This is a genomic window from Novosphingobium olei (assembly GCF_012927405.1).
Taxonomy (GTDB): Bacteria; Pseudomonadota; Alphaproteobacteria; order Sphingomonadales; family Sphingomonadaceae; genus Novosphingobium; species Novosphingobium olei.
Window position 1 is genome coordinate 51,754 of the sequence record NZ_JABBGM010000013.1, and the last position, 17,251, is coordinate 69,004.

The 17,251-nt window shown below is 66.9% G+C and carries 13 protein-coding genes; 3 read left to right on the forward strand and 10 right to left on the reverse strand.

Annotation, left to right across the window (positions count from 1 at the left end):
- Nucleotides 1-23: 23 nt before the first annotated feature.
- The 6 genes from HHL27_RS19300 to glnE form a co-directional block, all read right to left on the reverse strand.
- Nucleotides 24-1,322, reverse strand: coding sequence for a cytochrome P450 (locus tag HHL27_RS19300; protein ID WP_169495028.1), 1,299 nt, complete (start codon nucleotides 1,320-1,322; stop codon nucleotides 24-26).
- A gap of 4 nt (nucleotides 1,323-1,326) precedes the next feature.
- On the reverse strand, nucleotides 1,327-2,862 hold the full coding sequence (locus tag HHL27_RS19305; protein WP_169495029.1) for an acyl-CoA synthetase: 1,536 nt from the start codon (nucleotides 2,860-2,862) through the stop codon (nucleotides 1,327-1,329).
- A 226-nt stretch (nucleotides 2,863-3,088) separates the two neighbouring features.
- Nucleotides 3,089-3,814, reverse strand: coding sequence for a M23 family metallopeptidase (locus tag HHL27_RS19310; protein ID WP_169495030.1), 726 nt, complete (start codon nucleotides 3,812-3,814; stop codon nucleotides 3,089-3,091).
- Nucleotides 3,815-3,986: 172 nt separating this feature from the next.
- Complete coding sequence (locus HHL27_RS19315; protein ID WP_169495031.1) at nucleotides 3,987-4,790, reverse strand: ferritin-like domain-containing protein; 804 nt, start codon at nucleotides 4,788-4,790, stop codon at nucleotides 3,987-3,989.
- Between the two features lie 28 nt (nucleotides 4,791-4,818).
- Nucleotides 4,819-5,292, reverse strand: coding sequence for a peroxiredoxin (locus tag HHL27_RS19320; RefSeq protein ID WP_169495032.1), 474 nt, complete (start codon nucleotides 5,290-5,292; stop codon nucleotides 4,819-4,821).
- Entirely contained in the window at nucleotides 5,289-8,006 is a 2,718-nt protein-coding gene (gene glnE, locus HHL27_RS19325) for a bifunctional [glutamate--ammonia ligase]-adenylyl-L-tyrosine phosphorylase/[glutamate--ammonia-ligase] adenylyltransferase (RefSeq protein WP_420874083.1), read from the reverse strand. The genes HHL27_RS19320 and glnE overlap by 4 nt, the downstream gene beginning before the upstream one ends.
- A 135-nt stretch (nucleotides 8,007-8,141) precedes the next feature.
- Here glnE and HHL27_RS19330 point away from each other — a divergent pair, with 135 nt between their 5' ends.
- Entirely contained in the window at nucleotides 8,142-9,836 is a 1,695-nt protein-coding gene (locus tag HHL27_RS19330) for a M28 family metallopeptidase (RefSeq protein ID WP_169495033.1), read from the forward strand.
- Nucleotides 9,837-9,847: 11 nt separating this feature from the next.
- Nucleotides 9,848-10,837: an agmatine deiminase family protein gene (locus tag HHL27_RS19335; protein ID WP_169495034.1), complete on the forward strand. Its 990-nt coding sequence runs from the start codon at nucleotides 9,848-9,850 to the stop codon at nucleotides 10,835-10,837.
- A gap of 21 nt (nucleotides 10,838-10,858) precedes the next feature.
- Here the strand turns inward: HHL27_RS19335 and HHL27_RS19340 are convergent, their stop codons facing one another.
- Genes HHL27_RS19340 through HHL27_RS19355 form a run of 4 tightly spaced genes read right to left on the reverse strand, consistent with a single transcriptional unit; the run spans nucleotide 10,859 to nucleotide 14,381 of the window.
- The gene (locus HHL27_RS19340; RefSeq protein ID WP_169495035.1) at nucleotides 10,859-11,434 is read right to left on the reverse strand and encodes an ABC-type transport auxiliary lipoprotein family protein; all 576 of its coding nucleotides are present in this window, start codon (nucleotides 11,432-11,434) and stop codon (nucleotides 10,859-10,861) included.
- An 18-nt stretch (nucleotides 11,435-11,452) separates the two neighbouring features.
- The gene (locus HHL27_RS19345; RefSeq protein ID WP_169495036.1) at nucleotides 11,453-12,391 is read right to left on the reverse strand and encodes an MlaD family protein; all 939 of its coding nucleotides are present in this window, start codon (nucleotides 12,389-12,391) and stop codon (nucleotides 11,453-11,455) included.
- 2 nt (nucleotides 12,392-12,393) lie between these two features.
- The gene (locus tag HHL27_RS19350) at nucleotides 12,394-13,254 is read right to left on the reverse strand and encodes an ABC transporter ATP-binding protein (protein WP_169495037.1); all 861 of its coding nucleotides are present in this window, start codon (nucleotides 13,252-13,254) and stop codon (nucleotides 12,394-12,396) included.
- Nucleotides 13,251-14,381: an ABC transporter permease gene (locus HHL27_RS19355; RefSeq protein ID WP_169495038.1), complete on the reverse strand. Its 1,131-nt coding sequence runs from the start codon at nucleotides 14,379-14,381 to the stop codon at nucleotides 13,251-13,253. The genes HHL27_RS19350 and HHL27_RS19355 overlap by 4 nt, the downstream gene beginning before the upstream one ends.
- Before the next feature lie 127 nt (nucleotides 14,382-14,508).
- Here HHL27_RS19355 and HHL27_RS19360 point away from each other — a divergent pair, with 127 nt between their 5' ends.
- Complete coding sequence (locus HHL27_RS19360) at nucleotides 14,509-17,235, forward strand: valine--tRNA ligase (protein ID WP_169495039.1); 2,727 nt, start codon at nucleotides 14,509-14,511, stop codon at nucleotides 17,233-17,235.
- Nucleotides 17,236-17,251 lie beyond the last annotated feature (16 nt).

Consider the following 17,251-nt stretch of genomic DNA (forward strand, 5'->3'; position numbering starts at 1 on the left):
TGACGCCGCCCGAGGCTTGACGGTCAGCTGGCCTTGAAGCGGATCGGCAGGGTCTTGAGCCCGCCGACGAAGGTGCTCTTGGCGCGCTTGGGCTCGCCCGCCAGTTCGAGGCTGTCGAGCCGGTCGAGCAGCGCTTCGAACAGGATGCGCATTTCGAGCCGGGCGAGGTGGAGACCCAGGCACTGGTGCGCACCCGCGCCGAACGCGATGTGGCGGTTGCCATCGCGTGCGGCGTCGAACTTGCGCGGGTTGTCGAACTGCGCCGGATCGTGGTTGGCCGCGACATAGTTCAGCATCAGCCAGTCGCCCGCCGGGATATGCACCCCGCCGATCTCGACGTCCGTCGTGTTGGTGCGCATGAAGTGCTGCACCGGCGTGGTCCAGCGGATCGCTTCCTCGACAACGCCGGGCAGCAGGCTGCGATCGGCCTTGACGCGGGCGAACTGGTCCGGGTCCTGTGCGAGAGCGAGCATGGCTCCGGCGGTGGAGGCCGAGGTGGTATCGTGGCCCGCTGCCGCAACGATGATGTAGTAGCCGGCAAGATCGCGCGCCGAGAGCGGTTGCCCGTCGATGTTGGCGTTGGCGAGCACGCTGGCGACGTCGTTGGTCGGGTTCTTGCGGCGTTCTTCGGCGAGCGCGAAGAAGTAGGCCTCGAAATCGCTGACCGCGCCCATGACGATCTGGAGGACCTGTTCGGGGGCAAGGTCGGCCATGCCGGACTTGTTGAGGTCTTCGTCCTGCCCGCCGAACATCTGCTGGGTGAGGAAGAGCATGCGCGGCTCGTCCTCCTCCGGCACGCCGAGGATCTGCATGACGACGTGGAGCGGGTAGGGCGCCGAGACGAGCGTGCAGAAGTCCGCTTCCGGCCCCGCCGCGATCAGCCGGTCGACGGTGTGCGCGGCCAGCTTGCGGATGTCCTCCTCGATCTTGCGCAGGTTCTTCGGCATGAACCATTCCTGCGTCAGGCGGCGCAGCTTGGGATGCGAGGGCGCGTCGATCGAGACGAGCGAGTTGACGAGGTTCGGGCTGCCGCCGGTGACCGCGCGGGCGAAGGCTTCGCCGTCCTTGCCGGTGAACACGGTGGGGCGCGGGGCGTTGAGGAAGGTCTGGTTGTCCTTCGACACGCGCATCACGTCTTCATGGCGGGTCAGCAGCCAGAAGGGTTCGTGGAAGCCTTCCGCGCTTTCGATGCGCACCACGGGCGTTTCGGCCCGGATGCGGTCGAAGCGGTCGAGCAGCGGGCCCCACTCCGCATAGGAGCGGGGATCGATGACGGCGATGGCGTCTTCGGGCGAAGCGACGGGCGCTGCAGCGGTTGCCATGGCGTCAGGCCTCCAGCGCCGCGGCGGCCTTGTATTCATCGCGCAACAGGCGCTTGAACAGCTTGCCGGTGGGTTCGCGGGGCAGTTCGTCGCGGAAGTCGATCTGGCGCGGCATCTTGACGCGCGAAAGCTGCGGATTGAGCCAGTCGGTCAGCTCGGCGGCGAGCGCGGGGCCCGCTTCGGCAAGGTTGGCCGGCTGGACGATCGCCACCACGCGTTCGCCCATGTCGGGATCGGGGGCGCCGATCACCGCGACGTCGGCGACCTTGGGGTGGGTCACGAGCAGGCTTTCGATTTCCTGCGGGTAGATGTTTACGCCGCCCGAGATGATCATGAAGCTCTTGCGGTCGGTCAGGTAGAGGAAGCCGTCCTCATCGACGCGGCCGATGTCGCCAAGGCTGGTCCAGCCATGCTTGTTCGTGGCCTCTGCCGTCTTGGCCGGATCGTTGTGATATTCGAACACCCCGCCGCCTTCGAAGAAGACCTGGCCTTCGGTGCCGGTGGGCACTTCGTCGCCGTTTTCATCGCAGATGTGGATCACGCCGGTAATGACGCGGCCGACCGAGCCGGGGTGGGTCAGCCAGTCTTCGCTGCCGATGAAGGTGAAGCCGTTGCCTTCGGTGCCGGCGTAGTATTCCTTCAGGATCGGGCCCCACCAGTCGATCATCGCGTGCTTGACCGGGATCGGGCAGGGCGCGGCGGCGTGGATCGCGCACTTGAGCGAGGAAATGTCGTACTTCGTGCGCACATCCTCGGGCAGCTTGAGCAGCCGCACGAAGTGGGTCGGCACCCACTGGCTGTCGGTGATCTTGTGCTTTTCGATCAACTGCAGCGCGTGCTCCGGATCGAACTTGTCCATCACCACGACCGTGCCGCCAAGGCGGTGAACGCCCATCGACCAGCGCAGCGGCGCGGCGTGATAGAGCGGCGCGGGGCTGAGATAGACCGAATCCTTGGTGAAGCCGAAGACTTCGGAGGCCACCATCATCAGCGAGGTCGGCGCGCCGATCGCCGGCTCTTCGGGCATGGGCACGCGCACGCCCTTGGGCTTGCCCGTGGTGCCCGAGGAATAGAGCATGTCGCCGCCGGCGCGTTCGTCGGCAATTGCGGTTGCCGGCATCTTGGCCAGTTCGGCTTCGAGATCGTGGACGCCGACGCCGCCAAGGCGCAGCTGCGGAACGGAGGGGGCCAGCGCGGCGACTTCGTCGAGCACCTTGTTGAGGTAGGTCGAGCTCACCAGAAGCTTGGCGCCGCTGTCCTGCGCGATGTAGGCGATTTCAGGCGCGGCAAGACGGCAGGAAACGGCCACGAAGACGAGGCCTGCGCGCTGCGCGCCCCACACCAGCGAGAAATATTCGGGACGGTTTTCCAGGCTGATCGCCACGGTATCGCCGATCTGCAGCCCACGCGCACGCAGCAACTGGGCGAAGCGATTGCTCTCTTCGTCAAGCTCGCGGTAGGTCAGGCTGCGCCCATCGGCCATGATGACCGCGGGCTTCTCCGGATGGTTCCGCGCGTGCACGCTCGGGTGAAAGTCCATGCGATTCCTCTCTTCGCTTTCGGCCTTGGCCTTACGGCCCCGGGCCTTTCGCGCGTGACCTTAACCGCATGATTAAATCGCGCAAAGGGATTCGTTGCATTGTGCAACGCACACAGCAAAAAATTGCTGGCCGTTCAGCAATTTTGAAACGGGCAAAGAAAAAGGCGGCGCGATGGCCGCCTTTTTCCGCATCCCCTCCAGGATGGCTTAGTTCGACCGGGGCGGCTTATTCCGGACCGCCGCGTCCTTCGGCCGGGTCGTTTTCAGCATAAAGCGTGGAAGAGCCCTGCATGTAGGGAAGCGGATTGACCGCTTCGCCGGCAACGCGGACTTCGTAATGCAGGTGCGGACCGGTCGAGCGGCCGGTCGAGCCGACATAGCCGATCACGTCGCCCTTGCGGACGCGCTGGCCTTCGGCAACCGCGATGCGCGACATGTGGCCGTAGCGGGTTTCGAGCGCGGCGCCGTGTTCGAGCTCGACACACAGGCCATAGCCGCCGAACCAGTCGGCCTTGCCGACAACGCCGTCCGCCGAAGCGTAGATCGGGGTGCCGGTGGCGGCGGGAAGATCGATGCCCTTGTGCTGGCGCAGGCCGCCGAGCACGGGGTGCACGCGCAGGCCGAAGGCGCTCGACATGGCGCGGCTGGAATTCACCGGCATCAGCGAGGGGATCGAGACCGTGCCCGAGCGGGCCGGAGCGACGGTGCCGGTAGCCGATCCACCATCGAGCGCCTGCCACGAAGCGAAGAGATTGCGGAACTGCTGGTCGCCGTTGTCGGTGCTGACGGCCCCGCTGCGGGCAGCTTCAGCGGCGCGGAGCGGCGAAGCGATGTCGGCCGAAGCGGCGCTGTTGGCGAAAGCGGGAACCGAGACCAGCGAGGCGATGGCGGCGATGGCTGCGAACGACTTGCGGCCAAGCGACTGGCGGACAAAGTTGCTGTTTTGCGACATTACGACCCGAACGACCTTCTTTTTAACCCGAAGCCCGCAAGCAGGCGACGGAGACGCGCTGACCCCCAGTGCGTGCCACCCCGGTTCGCAACGAACGGAGCAGATTTTTTTTGAGAAGGATCGGAACCCCCCGCCCAACTCTTGATTGGTGGGGTAACGGCAGGGCGTCAGTTCACGCAACCCCTGCCATCATTTCGCACGACAGACCGGCTGATCGGCGCGCCGAGTCGTTGAACGGCGGCTTAACAGCGCCGCGAAAGTGCCTCTCGACCAAGCTTTTCCAAAGCTGCGGTGGCGATTCACCGCGTTCCTGGCATACCCGCGCGAAGTGGGTTGTGCCGAAACGCACATGGCGGATTTCGTCGTCAAGGATTCGTTGCAGGATGCGCGCCGAACGCAGGTCTCCGGCGGCTTCGAACCGTTCGATCGTAACCGGAGTGACATCCAGCCCGCGCGCCTCGAGCACCATCGGCACGACCGCAAGGCGGGCAGCGATGTCGTGCGCGGTTTCGCGTGCGGCATCCCACAGTCCGTCGTGGGCCGGCAGGTCGCCGTAGAACGTCCCGAGGGTGCGCAGGCGGCGGGCGAGCAGCGCGAAATGCATCGCTTCGTCCGCGGCGACAGCCAGCCAGTCGGACACGAAACTTGGCCCGCGTTCGGCGCCGAAGCGGCCGGCGGCGTCGAGGGCAAGATCGATGGCGACGAATTCGATGTGGCAGAGCGCGTGGAGCAGCGCGATGCGCCCGCGTTCCGAGCCTCCGCGCCCGCGCTTGGGCATGGCGTTGGGCGGCAGCAACTGCGGCGTGTCCGGCCGGGCCGGCGCATCGGGCATGGCTACGTCGAATGCGAAGGCAAGCCGGCCCGCGCGCCAGTCCCTAGCGACCGCGCGGGCTGCCATCGCCTTTGCCTCTGGTTCGGCTGTGAGCATGGCGGCACGGATGGCGTGCGCCACCGATGGCGTTGCGGAAGACGGCATTTCAGAAGGCGAAAGGGGCACGCGCGGCTCAGAGCGCCTTGGCGGCGGCGAGCACGTCCTCGGCGTGGCCTTTGACCTTCACCTTGTTCCACACTTGCGCGATCCGGCCATCGGCGCCGACGAGGTAGGTGGTCCGCTCCATGCCCATGTAGGTGCGGCCGTACATCGACTTTTCGGTCCATATGCCGAGCGCATCGGACAGGCCGCCTTCTTCGGCATCGCTGGCCAGCGGGGCGGCAAGGCCATGCTTCTCGGCGAACTTCTGATGCTTCTTGGGCGGGTCCTTGCTGACGCCCAGAAGCGCGGTGCCTGCCGCGGCGAACTGGTCGGCCAGCGCGGAGAAATCCTTGTTTTCCGTGGTGCAGCCCGGCGTATCGTCCTTGGGATAGAAGAACACGACCAGCTTGCGCCCGGCAAAGTCGGACGGCTTGACGGTGCCGCCGTCCGGCGCAGCCATGGCAATGTCGGGGAAGGCGTCGCCGACGCCGATACGCTCGCTCATGCTAGGATCTCCAGCCTTTCGCCGAAAACGGCGTTCCATGCCTGCCCCACGCGCTGCCGCATGGCGGCGATGGCGTCAAGCAGCTCGCCCCACCGGGCAAGGCCGCAGGCGCGCGCGACGATCTCGCGGCTGGCGGGCGGGGGATATTCGCCATCGGGGGCGACGAGGCGGACCACCACCAGCAGCCGCGCCATCAGGTCGTGCGCTTCGCGCAGGCCCTGCGGCAGCAGCCCTGCATCCTCCAGCGCGGAAACCGCATCGCCAAGACCCGGTTCGAGCGCGACGTGATCGCGCAGCTGGAGGTAGTGGACCATGAATTCGATATCGACGAGCCCGCCGCGCAGCAGCTTGACATCGAGCGGCCCCTTGCCGGGCTTGTGCTTCTGCATTTCGCCCCGCATCGACAGGACATCGGCGCGAAGCTTGGCAGGATCGCGCGGATCGTGGAGCGCGCAGGCGACGATCGTGTCGAGCGCGGCGCGGTCGGGCGCGGTGCCGAACAGGGCGCGGGCGCGACACAGCGCCATGTGCTCCCAGGTCCAGGCTTCCTCCCGCTGGTAGCGCTCGAAGCTGTCGAGGCTGACCGCGATGGGGCCCTGTGCGCCAGATGGACGAAGGCGCGTGTCGACTTCGTAGAGCGCGCCCGCGGCGGTCGGCACCGACAGCGCGGCGATCACCCGCTGGGCGAGGCGGTTGTAGTAAAGCGTGCCGCCCAGCGGACGGCGGCCGTCGCTTTCGGCCATGTGATCGCCGCTGAACAGGAACACGAGATCGAGGTCCGAGGCGTGAGTCAGCGCCGAACCGCCGAGCCGGCCGAGGCCGAGGATGACGAGGCGGCTGTCGGGCACGGTGCCATGGACGCTTTCGAATTCGGCGCACGCGGCTTCGCCAAGGACGAGGATGGCCGCCTCTGCGACGCGGGACAGGGCCGCGGCAATCTCCAGCGGATCGCGCCCCGCTTCGATCAGCTGGACACCCAGGGCAAAGCGCAGTTCGCCGACCTTGCGCCGCACCGCATCGAGCAGGCGCTGGTAATCGTCGCCCGCTTCGTTGCGGCGCAGCTCGCCCGCGATGTCGGCAACGCTGCCGGGCAGGTCGAAGGCGGAGCGGTCGATCAGCGTGTCGAGCAGATCGGCGCGGCGGGCGAGTTCATCCGCCAGCGTGGGCGCGTGGGCGAGCACGCGCATGACGACGGCGAGCAGGCCCGGGCGCGCTTCGAGCAGGCGGAAGACGTTGATCGCCGAAGGGAGCGCGCCGATCAGCTGTTCCCAGCGCAGCAGCGCGCGATCGGGATCGGGCGCTTCCGACAGCGCGCGCAGCAGCTGGGGGCGCAGGCGGGCGAAGGCTGCGCGCGCCTCGTCGCTGCGCAGGGCGCGGAACTGGCCATTTTCCCAGGCTTCGATCCGCGCGGCGAGCTGTTCACAATCGTCGAAGCCGCATTCCGCCAGTTCGCGCACCAGCGGCCGCTCGGCGACCTGTACCGCGCCGGTGGGCGCATAGGTCGCGATCAGTGCATCGAAGCGAGTGCCGACGGCTTCGGATATGCTCGCCAGCTCCGCCACGAGCGCGGCGCCATCGGCAAGCCCATCGAGCCAGGCGACATTGTCGAGCGCGGCGGGATCGGCCGGAAGCGAATGCGTCTGCTGGTCGGCGACCATCTGCAGGCGGTGTTCGATGGTGCGCAGCCGGTCGTAGCTCGTGCCCAGCACTTGCGCGTCCTCGGTCGTGATGATCCCGGCGGTGGCCAGCGCATCGAGGCTCGCCCGGGTGCCGCGCAGGCGCAGCGCGGGGTTGCGGCCGCCGTGGATCAGCTGGTGGGTCTGGGCGAAGAATTCCACCTCGCGGATGCCGCCGCGCCCGCGCTTGAGGTCGTAACCGGGGCCCAGCGCCTGCCCGCCGATGTAATGGTCGCGAATGCGGGTGGTGAGGCGGCCGATCTCGTCAATCGCGCCGAAATCGAGGCTGCGGCGCCACACGAACGGGCGGATCGTATCGAGGAACGCTTGCCCGCGCGGCACATCGCCGGCGGCGGCGCGGGCGCGGATGTAGGCGGCGCGTTCCCAGGCGAGCGCGCTCGATTCGTAATGGGTGGTCGCGCCTTCGAACGGGATCGCCAGCGGGCTGACTTCCGAAGCCGGGCGCAGGCGCAGGTCGACGCGGAAGACGTAGCCTTCGTCGGTGACCTTGCCGAGCAGTTCGACCACGGTGCGAGCCACGCGTTGCGCTGCTTCGCCCGGATCGTCGCGATCGCGCCGGGGCAGGGCATCGGGTTCGTAGAGCAGGATGGGATCGATGTCGGACGAATAGTTGAGTTCGCCCGCGCCATGCTTGCCGAGCGCGATGGCGGCAAAGCCCTGCGGTTCGGCATCCGGCACGCGCTTGCGGATCGCGGCGGCGATGGCGAGGTCGAGCGCGCGGTCGGCGAAGGCGGAAAGCGCGCCGGTCACGGCGGCAAGCGGCATCGCGTCGGCCAGATCGGCGATGCCGACGGCGGTGGCGAGCGCCAGGCGTTCGCGCCGCAGCTGCACGGCAACATCGTCGGTGCCTTCACCGGCGCCGGCAGCCCAGGCCAGCGCTTCGTCCAGCCGGCCTTGGGCGAGCAGCGCTTCAAGCGCGCCCTGCCGGTCGAGCGCGCGGGCAAGAAAGGGCGAGCAGGTGCGGGCGCGGGTCAGCGCATTCTGCCAATCGGTCATGTCCCGGCGATGCCCGGTCATGGCGGGCGAGGCAAGCGCCGCGCGCACCCGGCGGGGCAGTGTTGCGTCGCTCGCCACGCTCTGCCAACGTCGCGGCATGTCCACAGCGACGCCGACACGGCGCTGCGGTGAATTGAGAACATGAAGGGAAATTCAATGCCTTACCGGGTCGATCGCGCCTTTCGCGCCGCGCTTGTCGCGGGCGCTGCCTGTGTCGCGCTGATTTCATCGGCAACTTTCGCCGCCGCGCCGGCGGCGCCCGCGAAGGTGCCCCAGGTCAACGTTCCGCTGATGCGGCAGGTGATCAAGACGCTGTCGTCCGACGAGTTCGAGGGCCGCGCCCCCTCGACCGCCGCAGAGCCCAAGGTGCTCGACGAGATCGTCGCGCGCTTCAAGGCGGCGGGCCTGAAGCCCGGCAACAAGGGGTCGTGGCTGCAGGACGTGCCGACGGTGGAGATCACCGCGAGCCAGTTTTCGCCGATGGTGGTGAAGGGCAAGGGCATTGCGCCGATGAGCTTCACGATCGGCAAGGACTTCGTTGCCGGGTCGTACCGCTTCGTGCCGCAGACCAAGGTGGCGGACAGTGAACTGGTGTTCGTGGGCTATGGCATCAACGCGCCCGAGCTTGGCTGGAACGACTATGCCGGGCTCGACATGAAGGGGAAGACGGCGGTCATCCTGGTCAACGATCCCGACTACGAGATGCAGGGCGAGGACGGGCCGTTCAAGGGTCGGCGGATGACCTACTACGGTCGCTGGACCTACAAGTTCGAGGAAGCGGCGCGCCAGGGCGCGACTGCCGCGATCGTCATCCACGATACGTACCCTGCCGCCTATGGCTGGAACGTGGTGCAGTCGAGCTGGACGGGCGCGCAGTACTTTGTCCAGTCGGCCAACGACGGCATGGACCAGACCGTGGCCAACGCCTGGGTGCAGAAGAGCGTGGCCGAGGCCATCCTCAAGGCGGCCGGGCAGGATCTGACCACCCTGACCGCCGCCGCCAAGCAGAAGGGGTTCAAGGCGGTGCCGCTGGGCCTCACGATGGACCTTTCTTTCGACAACGCGATCCGCAAGGCGACGTCGCACAACGTGGTCGGCCTGCTGCCGGGCAAGACGCGCGCGCACGAATACGTGCTCTACAGCGCGCACTGGGACCATCTTGGCCGTTGCGAGGCGGACAAGACCGGCGACGATATCTGCAATGGCGCGGTCGACAACGCGACCGGGGTCGGCGCGCTCGCCGCGCTGGCGGACATGAACCGCCGCGCCGGGCCGGCGGCGCGCAGCCAGGTGTTCCTTGCCGTGACGCTTGAGGAATCGGGGACGCTGGGATCGGAATACTATGCCGCGAACCCGGTGTTCCCGCTCGCCAGGACGGTCGGCGGGGTCAACATGGACGGCCTTTCGCCGACGGGTCGCGCGCGCGACGTGACCGTGACCGGGGGCGACAAGTCCGAACTCACCACGCTGTTGCGCAAGGTGGAAAAGGACATGAACCTGTCCGAGACGCCCGAGAGCCATCCCGAGCGGGGCTACTACTATCGGTCCGACCACTTCAGCTTCGCCAAGCTGGGCGTGCCGATGTTCGACGTCGGCCTGGGCGAGGATCTGGAAAAGGGTGGTCGCGCCGCAGGCGAGGCGGCTTCGGAGGACTATACCGTCAACCGCTACCACCAGCCCAGCGACGAATACTCGGACAGCTGGGACATGTCGGGCATGGCGCAGGAAGTCGAACTGTTCTACCGGCTCGGCCGGGGTCTCGCCGACGGCAGCGACTGGCCGAACTGGCACCCCGGAGACGAATTCCGCGCGATCCGCGACAAGAGTCTGGCGGACGCGGGCAAGAAGTAAGGACGAGACGCATGAGCGAGGCAGTGATGAGGATGCCCCCCGAATGGCATCCCCAGGACTGGCTGTGGATCGGTTTCCCCCATATCGCCGACGAATGGTCCGGGGTAATCGATCGCGCGCAGGAACAGATCGCCGCCTTCGCCAGCGCCGTTGCCGACAGCGGCCAGCAGGTGCGCCTGCTGGTGCGCGATGCCGCCAACGAGATGCGCGCACGGTCGCTGGTTTCGGCGGCGGTCACGCTCGAACGACGCGTCTATGGCGACGTGTGGGTGCGCGATACCGGACCGCTGGTGGTGCGCGATGCATCGGGCACGCGGGCTGCGCGGCTGTTCGGCTTCAACGGCTGGGGGGAGAAGTACCTCATGCCGGGAGACCAGGAGATCGGCGCGACGCTGGCCGCCGATGCCGGGCTTGCCGCCGACCGGTGCGACTGGATCCTCGAAGGGGGCGCGCTCGATGGCGATGGCACCGGCCTTGTCGCCACGACCGAGCAGTGCCTGCTCAACCCCAACCGCAACCCCCAGCTGGCGCGCGGCGAGATCGAGACGCGGCTCGAGCGCGACCTCGGCTACGACCGGGTGCTGTGGCTGGGCGACGGGCTGATCAACGACCACACCGACGGCCATGTCGACAATCTCGCGCGGTTCGTGGCGCCCAACCGCCTGGCGGTGCCGCGCGCAACCGGGCCCGATGATCCCAACGCCGCGATCTATGCCGACACCGCCGCACGGGCGCGGGCTGCTGGCGTCGAGGTGGTGGAAGTCCCCTCGCCAGGCCTTGTCGAGTGGGGTGGCATGGTGCAGCCGGCGAGCTACATGAATTTCGTCATCGCCAGCAACGTCGTGATCGTGCCGATCTTCGGCACGGCGCACGACGATGATGGCGTGGCCGCGATCGCAGAGCTGTTCCCGACTCGCGCCACCATCGGGCTGATGGCCGATGCGGTGCTGGCGGGCGGGGGCGGGTTCCACTGCTCCAGCCAGCAGATGCCGGCCGCCTGAATTGGCGCTGCGGGTCGGCGGTCAGCCGACCCAGTCGGCCACCTGCCGGGCCACGTCGTTTGCCGCCTGGTTGAGCGCGGGCGCGATGTCGTGCGCGTCCGGATCGATCCCCGCCACGCTGCCGCCGAAGCGTTTCGTCTCGATCGCTCCACCCGGACTTTCGCGGGTCGCTTCGAAGCCGACGACCACCGACTTGGTACGGGCATCATAGCCCATGTCGAGCAGGCGGCCCGAAAGGCGCGGTCCCCGCGTGCCGGCATCGTTCTCGGTCACGATACGATTGCCGCGTGCGCGCAGCGTTTCGGCCAGCAGGTGCTGGAACTGGCGCGACGGGCGCTCCACCCACATCGTCTTCTTGAGGTAGGCGACGCGGGTTTCGTCGATCTGCACCGGCACGCGCAGCACCGCGAGCTTGGCGGCCGCGGTCGGCTCCAGCACGGTGAGCGCGTCATTGAGCTTGCCGCGGGCCGTGGCGCCCATCGCAGGCGCGGCTTCGGCGCTCAGGCTGAGCAGGCTGGCCGGCGGCTTGGCGCCGATCGAGACGCAGCCGGCCAGCGAAAGCGGCAGCAGCAGCGAGGAGAGCAGGGTCTTGTTCATCGGATCGGTTCTCCCGGCTCAGGGCTTGTAATCGGGCAGCTTGGGGCTGCCGACGATGCTGGAAACGCCGCGGTCGTTGATGCGGTCGGTCACTTCGCGCAGCGAACGCGTCGTGGCCTGCAGTTCGCGAATGGCGGCTTCGGCAGCGGGCAACGTCCGTTCGTTGAGCTGCTGCACGCCGGGGCGCGCGTCCTTTGCGGTGGCCTGCAACGCATCGGCCGCGCCCTGCACCGACTGCAGCGTGGTGCGCAGCTGCTTGGCGATGCCGTTGCCTTCGTCGTTGAGCATGGAATCGGCGCTGCCGGCGACCTTCTCGAACGCGGCGAGGGTATAGTTCGCCTGGCGCAAGGTGGCCTGCAATTCGGCGAGCGTGCGCTTCACGTCGGGCGAGGCATCGGCGAGGTTGCCGGTCAGCTTGTCGGTATGGGCAAGGATGTTCTCGATCGACTTCTGGTTCTTGTCAGAAAGCACCATCGTGAGGCGTTCGGTCAGCGTTGCCAGCCGTTCGAGCAGCAGCGGCGCGTTGGCCAGCAATTCGCCCAGGCCACTGCGCTTGGTCGGGATCACGGGAGCGCCTTCGGGGCCGGGCTCGACGATCGGCGAGGCGCCCTTCATCGCGCCCTGCAGCTGGATCGTGGTGACGCCGGTGAAGCTGCCCTGCAGGCTGGCGGTGGTGCCTTGCAGGATCGGCACCTTGCTATCCACCTTGATCCTCACGCGCACGAGGCTGGGATCGCGCTCCCACAGCTCGATGTCCTTCACCTGACCCGAAGGCACGCCTGAAAACGAGACTTCCGAACCCTTGGCCAGTCCATCGACCGACTGTTTGAAGAAGATGTCGTATTCGTTCTGCGCGCCCTGGTTGATCCGGGCGATCCAGATCGCCAGCGCGGCAAATCCCGCCAGCAGCAGCAGCGTGACGGCTCCGACCCAGATGTTGTTCGAGCGCGTTTCCATGGTTAACCCTCTTGCTGCTCCTGCGCCGTCTCGTCGAGGGGCGCAGGAGCGCTGCTGCCAGCGGCGTCGGCCCTGGTATCGTTGCGATGCTTGGCCGACTGCGCGGCCCGGCCACGCGGGCCGTTGAAGTATTCCTGGATCCAGGGATGATCCAGCGCGAGCAGTTCCGGGATCGTCCCGCAGGCGATCACTTTCCTGTCGGCGAGCACGGCCACGCGGTCACAGATCTCGTACAGCGTGTCGAGATCGTGGGTGATCAGGAATACCGTCAGGTCGAGCGTCTGCTGCAGGCCCAGGATCAGCTGGTCGAACGCTGCCGCGCCGATCGGATCGAGCCCGGCGGTGGGCTCGTCAAGAAACAGCAGTTCGGGATCGAGCGCGAGTGCGCGGGCGAGGCCGGCGCGCTTCTTCATGCCGCCCGAAAGCTCGCTGGGGTATTTGCCGGTGGCGTTGGCGGGAAGCCCGGAAAGCAGCACCTTGTAGCGCGCGATTTCGTGGCGGAGTTCGTCCTTGATCTCGGGATAGAATTCGCGCAGCGGCACTTCGACATTTTCGGCGACCGTCAGCGTGGAAAACAGCGCGCCCCCCTGGAAGAGCACACCCCAGCGGCTGCGAATGTCGATATCCTCGTCATCGCGGGCGTCGGTAATCTTGCTGCCCAGCACTTCGATCTCGCCCTCGGCGGGTACCTGAAGGCCGATGATCGAACGCATCAGCACCGACTTGCCGGTGCCCGAGCCGCCCACCACGCCGATGATCTCGCCCTTGCGGACTTCGAGGTCGAGCCCTTCGTGCACGACATGATCGCCGAACACGTTCTTCAATCCGCGCACGCGAATGGGGAATTCCGAAGTCTCGCTCATCCCCAGCCGATCTCGGTGAAGAACACCGCGAAGAAGGCGTCGAGCACGATGACCATGAAGATCGCCATGACGACGGCCGCGGTGGTGCGGGTGCCGACTTCCTCGGCATTGTTGCGCACCTGCAGCCCCTGATAGCAGCCGGAAACCGCGACGATGAGGCCGAACACGGGGCCCTTGACCAGCCCGACCCAGACATCGTGCAGCGGAACCACTTCCTGGATGCGGGCGAGGAAGGTGAAGAAGGGAATGCCGAGCGTGAGCGAGGACAGGAACGCGCCGCCGATGATACCGAGGAACGAGGAGTAGATGCCCAGCAGCGGCATCATGATCATCGTGGCAAGGATGCGCGGGATGACCAGCGCCTCCATCGGCGAGACGCCGATCGTGCGCATCGCGTCGACCTCTTCGGTCAGCTTCATCGTGCCCAGTTGCGCGGCAAACGCCGAGCCCGAGCGGCCCGCGACCATGATCGCGGTCATCAGGATGCCGAGTTCGCGCAAGGTAAGGCGGCCGACGAGGTTGACGGTGTAGATCTCCGCCCCGAACTGTCGCAGCTGCACCGCGCCCTGCTGCGCGATGACGATGCCGACCAGAAAGCTCATCAGCGCGATGATGCCGAGCGCGTTGACTCCGACGAGCTCCATCTGGTGGATCAGCGCCTTGGTCCGAAAGGTGGACGGTCGGCGCAGCAGCGACCAGCAGGCCTGGACGTAGAGACCCAGAAATCCGAGCACCTGCAGGCCGCCGTTGGCGAGCCCGATCACGGTGTCGCCGATCACCGCAGGCACGCGTTCGAACAGCGGCAGCCGGTCGGCGCGTACGGATTCGCGGTTATCGTCGGCCTTCCTGATCGCGGCGATCAGCCGTTCGGCTTCAGGCTTGCAATTGACGATCCGGGCGCCGGTACGCTGGGCAAGATGCCAGGCGACCCAGGCGCCGACTGTGTCGATGCGCGTGACCCCGGTCATGTCGATCTGGGAAAGCGGATCGGAAATGTGGCGGATGCGCGCATCGATCGCGCCGAGCGATGCCACGGTCATCGGGCCGGAAAACGCCAGGGTGGCGCCGCCGTTTGTGCCGGACGAAGGATCGTCCGACGCGATCGTGAAGTCGGTCAGCGCCCGCATCGTGTCCGCTTCATGCGGGAAAAGTTCCGAGGCGACAAGTGCAGCACGTGCGACGTAACGCAGGAGCTGGCCGTAGGGTCCCGGGTTGCGCTTGCAGCGTGGCCCTCCGGGTGGCAGAGCGCCGCGCATGAGCGACCAGACCCCTGCAACGGATTCCGTGCCCGAAATCGCGACCGAGCTTGCCAAGACGTTCGAGCCTGCCGGCATCGAGGCGAAGTGGTATGCGCACTGGGAAGAGAACGGCCTGTTCCGCCCCGAGCGCCCCGATGCGCAGCCCTTCACGATCGTCAATCCGCCGCCGAACGTGACCGGTTCGCTGCACATCGGCCACGCGCTAGACAATACGCTGCAGGACGTGGTGATCCGCTACGAACGCCTGCGCGGCAAGGACGCGCTGTGGGTGGTCGGCACCGACCACGCCGGCATCGCCACCCAGATGGTGGTCGAACGCCAGATGGAGGCGCGGCAGGACAAGCGCACCAACTATACGCGCGAAGCCTTCATCGACAAGGTGTGGGAATGGAAGGCCGAGAGCGGCGGCACGATCACGCGCCAGCTGCGGCGCCTGGGCTGCTCGATGGACTGGTCCAGAGAGCAGTTCACGATGGACCCGCATTTCACCCGCGCGGTGGTAAAGGTCTTCGTCGACCTCTACAACAAGGGCCTGATCTACCGCGACAAGCGGCTGGTGAACTGGGATCCCAAGCTCAAGACCGCGATCTCCGACCTCGAAGTCGAGACGCACGAGATCAAGGGCGGGTTCTGGCACTTCAAGTATCCGCTGGCCGATGGTGTGAAGCGCGACGACGGGCTCGATTACATCGAGGTTGCGACCACGCGGCCCGAGACGATGCTGGCCGACATGGCGGTGGCCGTCCATCCTGAGGACGAGCGCTACAAGTCGGTGATCGGCAAGGAAATCCTGCAGCCGCTGACCGGCCGCCGGCTCAAGGTCGTGGCGGACGAGCATGCCGATCCCGAGCTCGGGTCGGGTGCGGTGAAGATCACGCCGGGGCATGATTTCAACGACTTCGAAGTGGGCAAGCGCGCCGGGATCAAGGCGGCCGACATGCTCAACATGTTCGATGCCGAAGCCCAGGTGGTCCAGACCGCCGACGGCCTGGTGCCCGAAAAGTACCTCGGGATGGACCGCTTCGACGCGCGCGAGGCCATTGTTGCCGACATGAAGGCGGCGGGCTTCCTGATCCCGCACGTGGTGAAGGACAAGGAAGGCAACGAGACCCTGCTCGACGCCGAACCGCGCACGATCCAGACCCCGTTCGGCGACCGCGGCGGCGTGGTGATCGAACCCTGGCTGACCGACCAGTGGTACGTCGATGCGGAGACGCTGGCCAAGGCCCCGATCGAGGCGGTGCGTTCGGGCAAGATCGAGATCGTGCCCAAGTCGTGGGAAAAGACCTTCTTCAACTGGATGGAGAACATCCAGCCGTGGTGTGTCAGCCGCCAGCTGTGGTGGGGCCATCGGATCCCGGCTTGGTATGCCGAGGATGGTTCGGTCTTCGTCGCCGAAACCGAGGAAGCGGCCCAGGCCTTGGCCGGCAATAAGAAGCTCACGCGCGACGAGGACGTCCTCGACACGTGGTTCTCCTCCGCGCTGTGGCCCTTCGCCACGCTCGGCTGGCCGGATCAGGACGCGCCGCTGCTCAAGAAGCACTATCCCAACGACCTGCTGGTGTCGGGCTTCGACATCCTGTTCTTCTGGGATGCGCGCATGGCGATGCAGGGCATCGAGTTCATGGGGCAGGTGCCGTGGAAGAAGCTCTATCTCCACGGGCTCGTCCGCGCGGCAGACGGGCAGAAGATGTCCAAGTCGAAGGGCAACGTGGTCGATCCGCTGGGCCTGATCGACAAGTACGGGGCCGATGCGCTGCGCTTCTTCATGTGCGCGATGGAAAGCCAGGGCCGCGACGTGAAAATGGATGAAAAGCGGGTCGAGGGTTACCGCAACTTCGCTACGAAGCTGTGGAACGCGGCCCGCTTCTGCCAGAGCAATGGCATCGTCGGCAGCACGTCGGCGACGGCTCCGCAGGCGACCAGCGCGGTCAACAAATGGATCGTGGGCGAAGTGGGCGAAACCGTCCGCGCGCTCGATCAGGCGATGGCCGACCTGCGCTTCGACGCGGCGGCCAACGCGATCTACCAGTTCACCTGGAACACCTTCTGCGACTGGTACATCGAACTGATCAAGGGCAGCTTCGATGACGAGACCCGTGCCGTTGCCGGCTGGGTGCTCGATCAGATCCTGGTCCTGCTGCATCCGTTCATGCCCTTCGTCACCGAAGAACTGTGGCACGCGCTTGGCGACCGGTCGGTCGACCTGATCGTGGCGCAATGGCCTTCGGCTGATGTCCCGGCGGACGCGGATGCCAAGCGTGAGGTCGAGTGGCTGATCGCGCTGGTGTCCAACCTGCGCACGGCCAAGAACGAGCTCGGCATTGCGCCGGGTGCCCGGCTCGATGCCTATTTGCCCGAACCTTCGGCACAGACGCGCGCGACGATCGAGGCCAACCCGGCCGCGATCGAACGACTGGCGCGGCTCAACGCGATCCGTTTCGAAGCGGCGCCTGCAGGCGCTGCGATGCAGATCGGTGCGGGTGACGCCAACATCATCGTGCCGCTCGACGGCGTGATCGACATTGCGGCGGAAAAGGCGCGTCTGGAAAAGGCGCTGGCTGTGTCGCAGAAGGAAGCCAAGGCGCTGGAAGGGCGTTTGTCCAACCCCTCGTTCGTCGAGCGCGCCAAGCCCGAAGCGGTCGAGAAGGCGCGCGCCGACCATGCCATGCACGCGGCCGAAGCCGAGCGGCTCGCCGCCGCGCTCAAGCGGCTGGGGTGATCAGGCCATGGCCCAC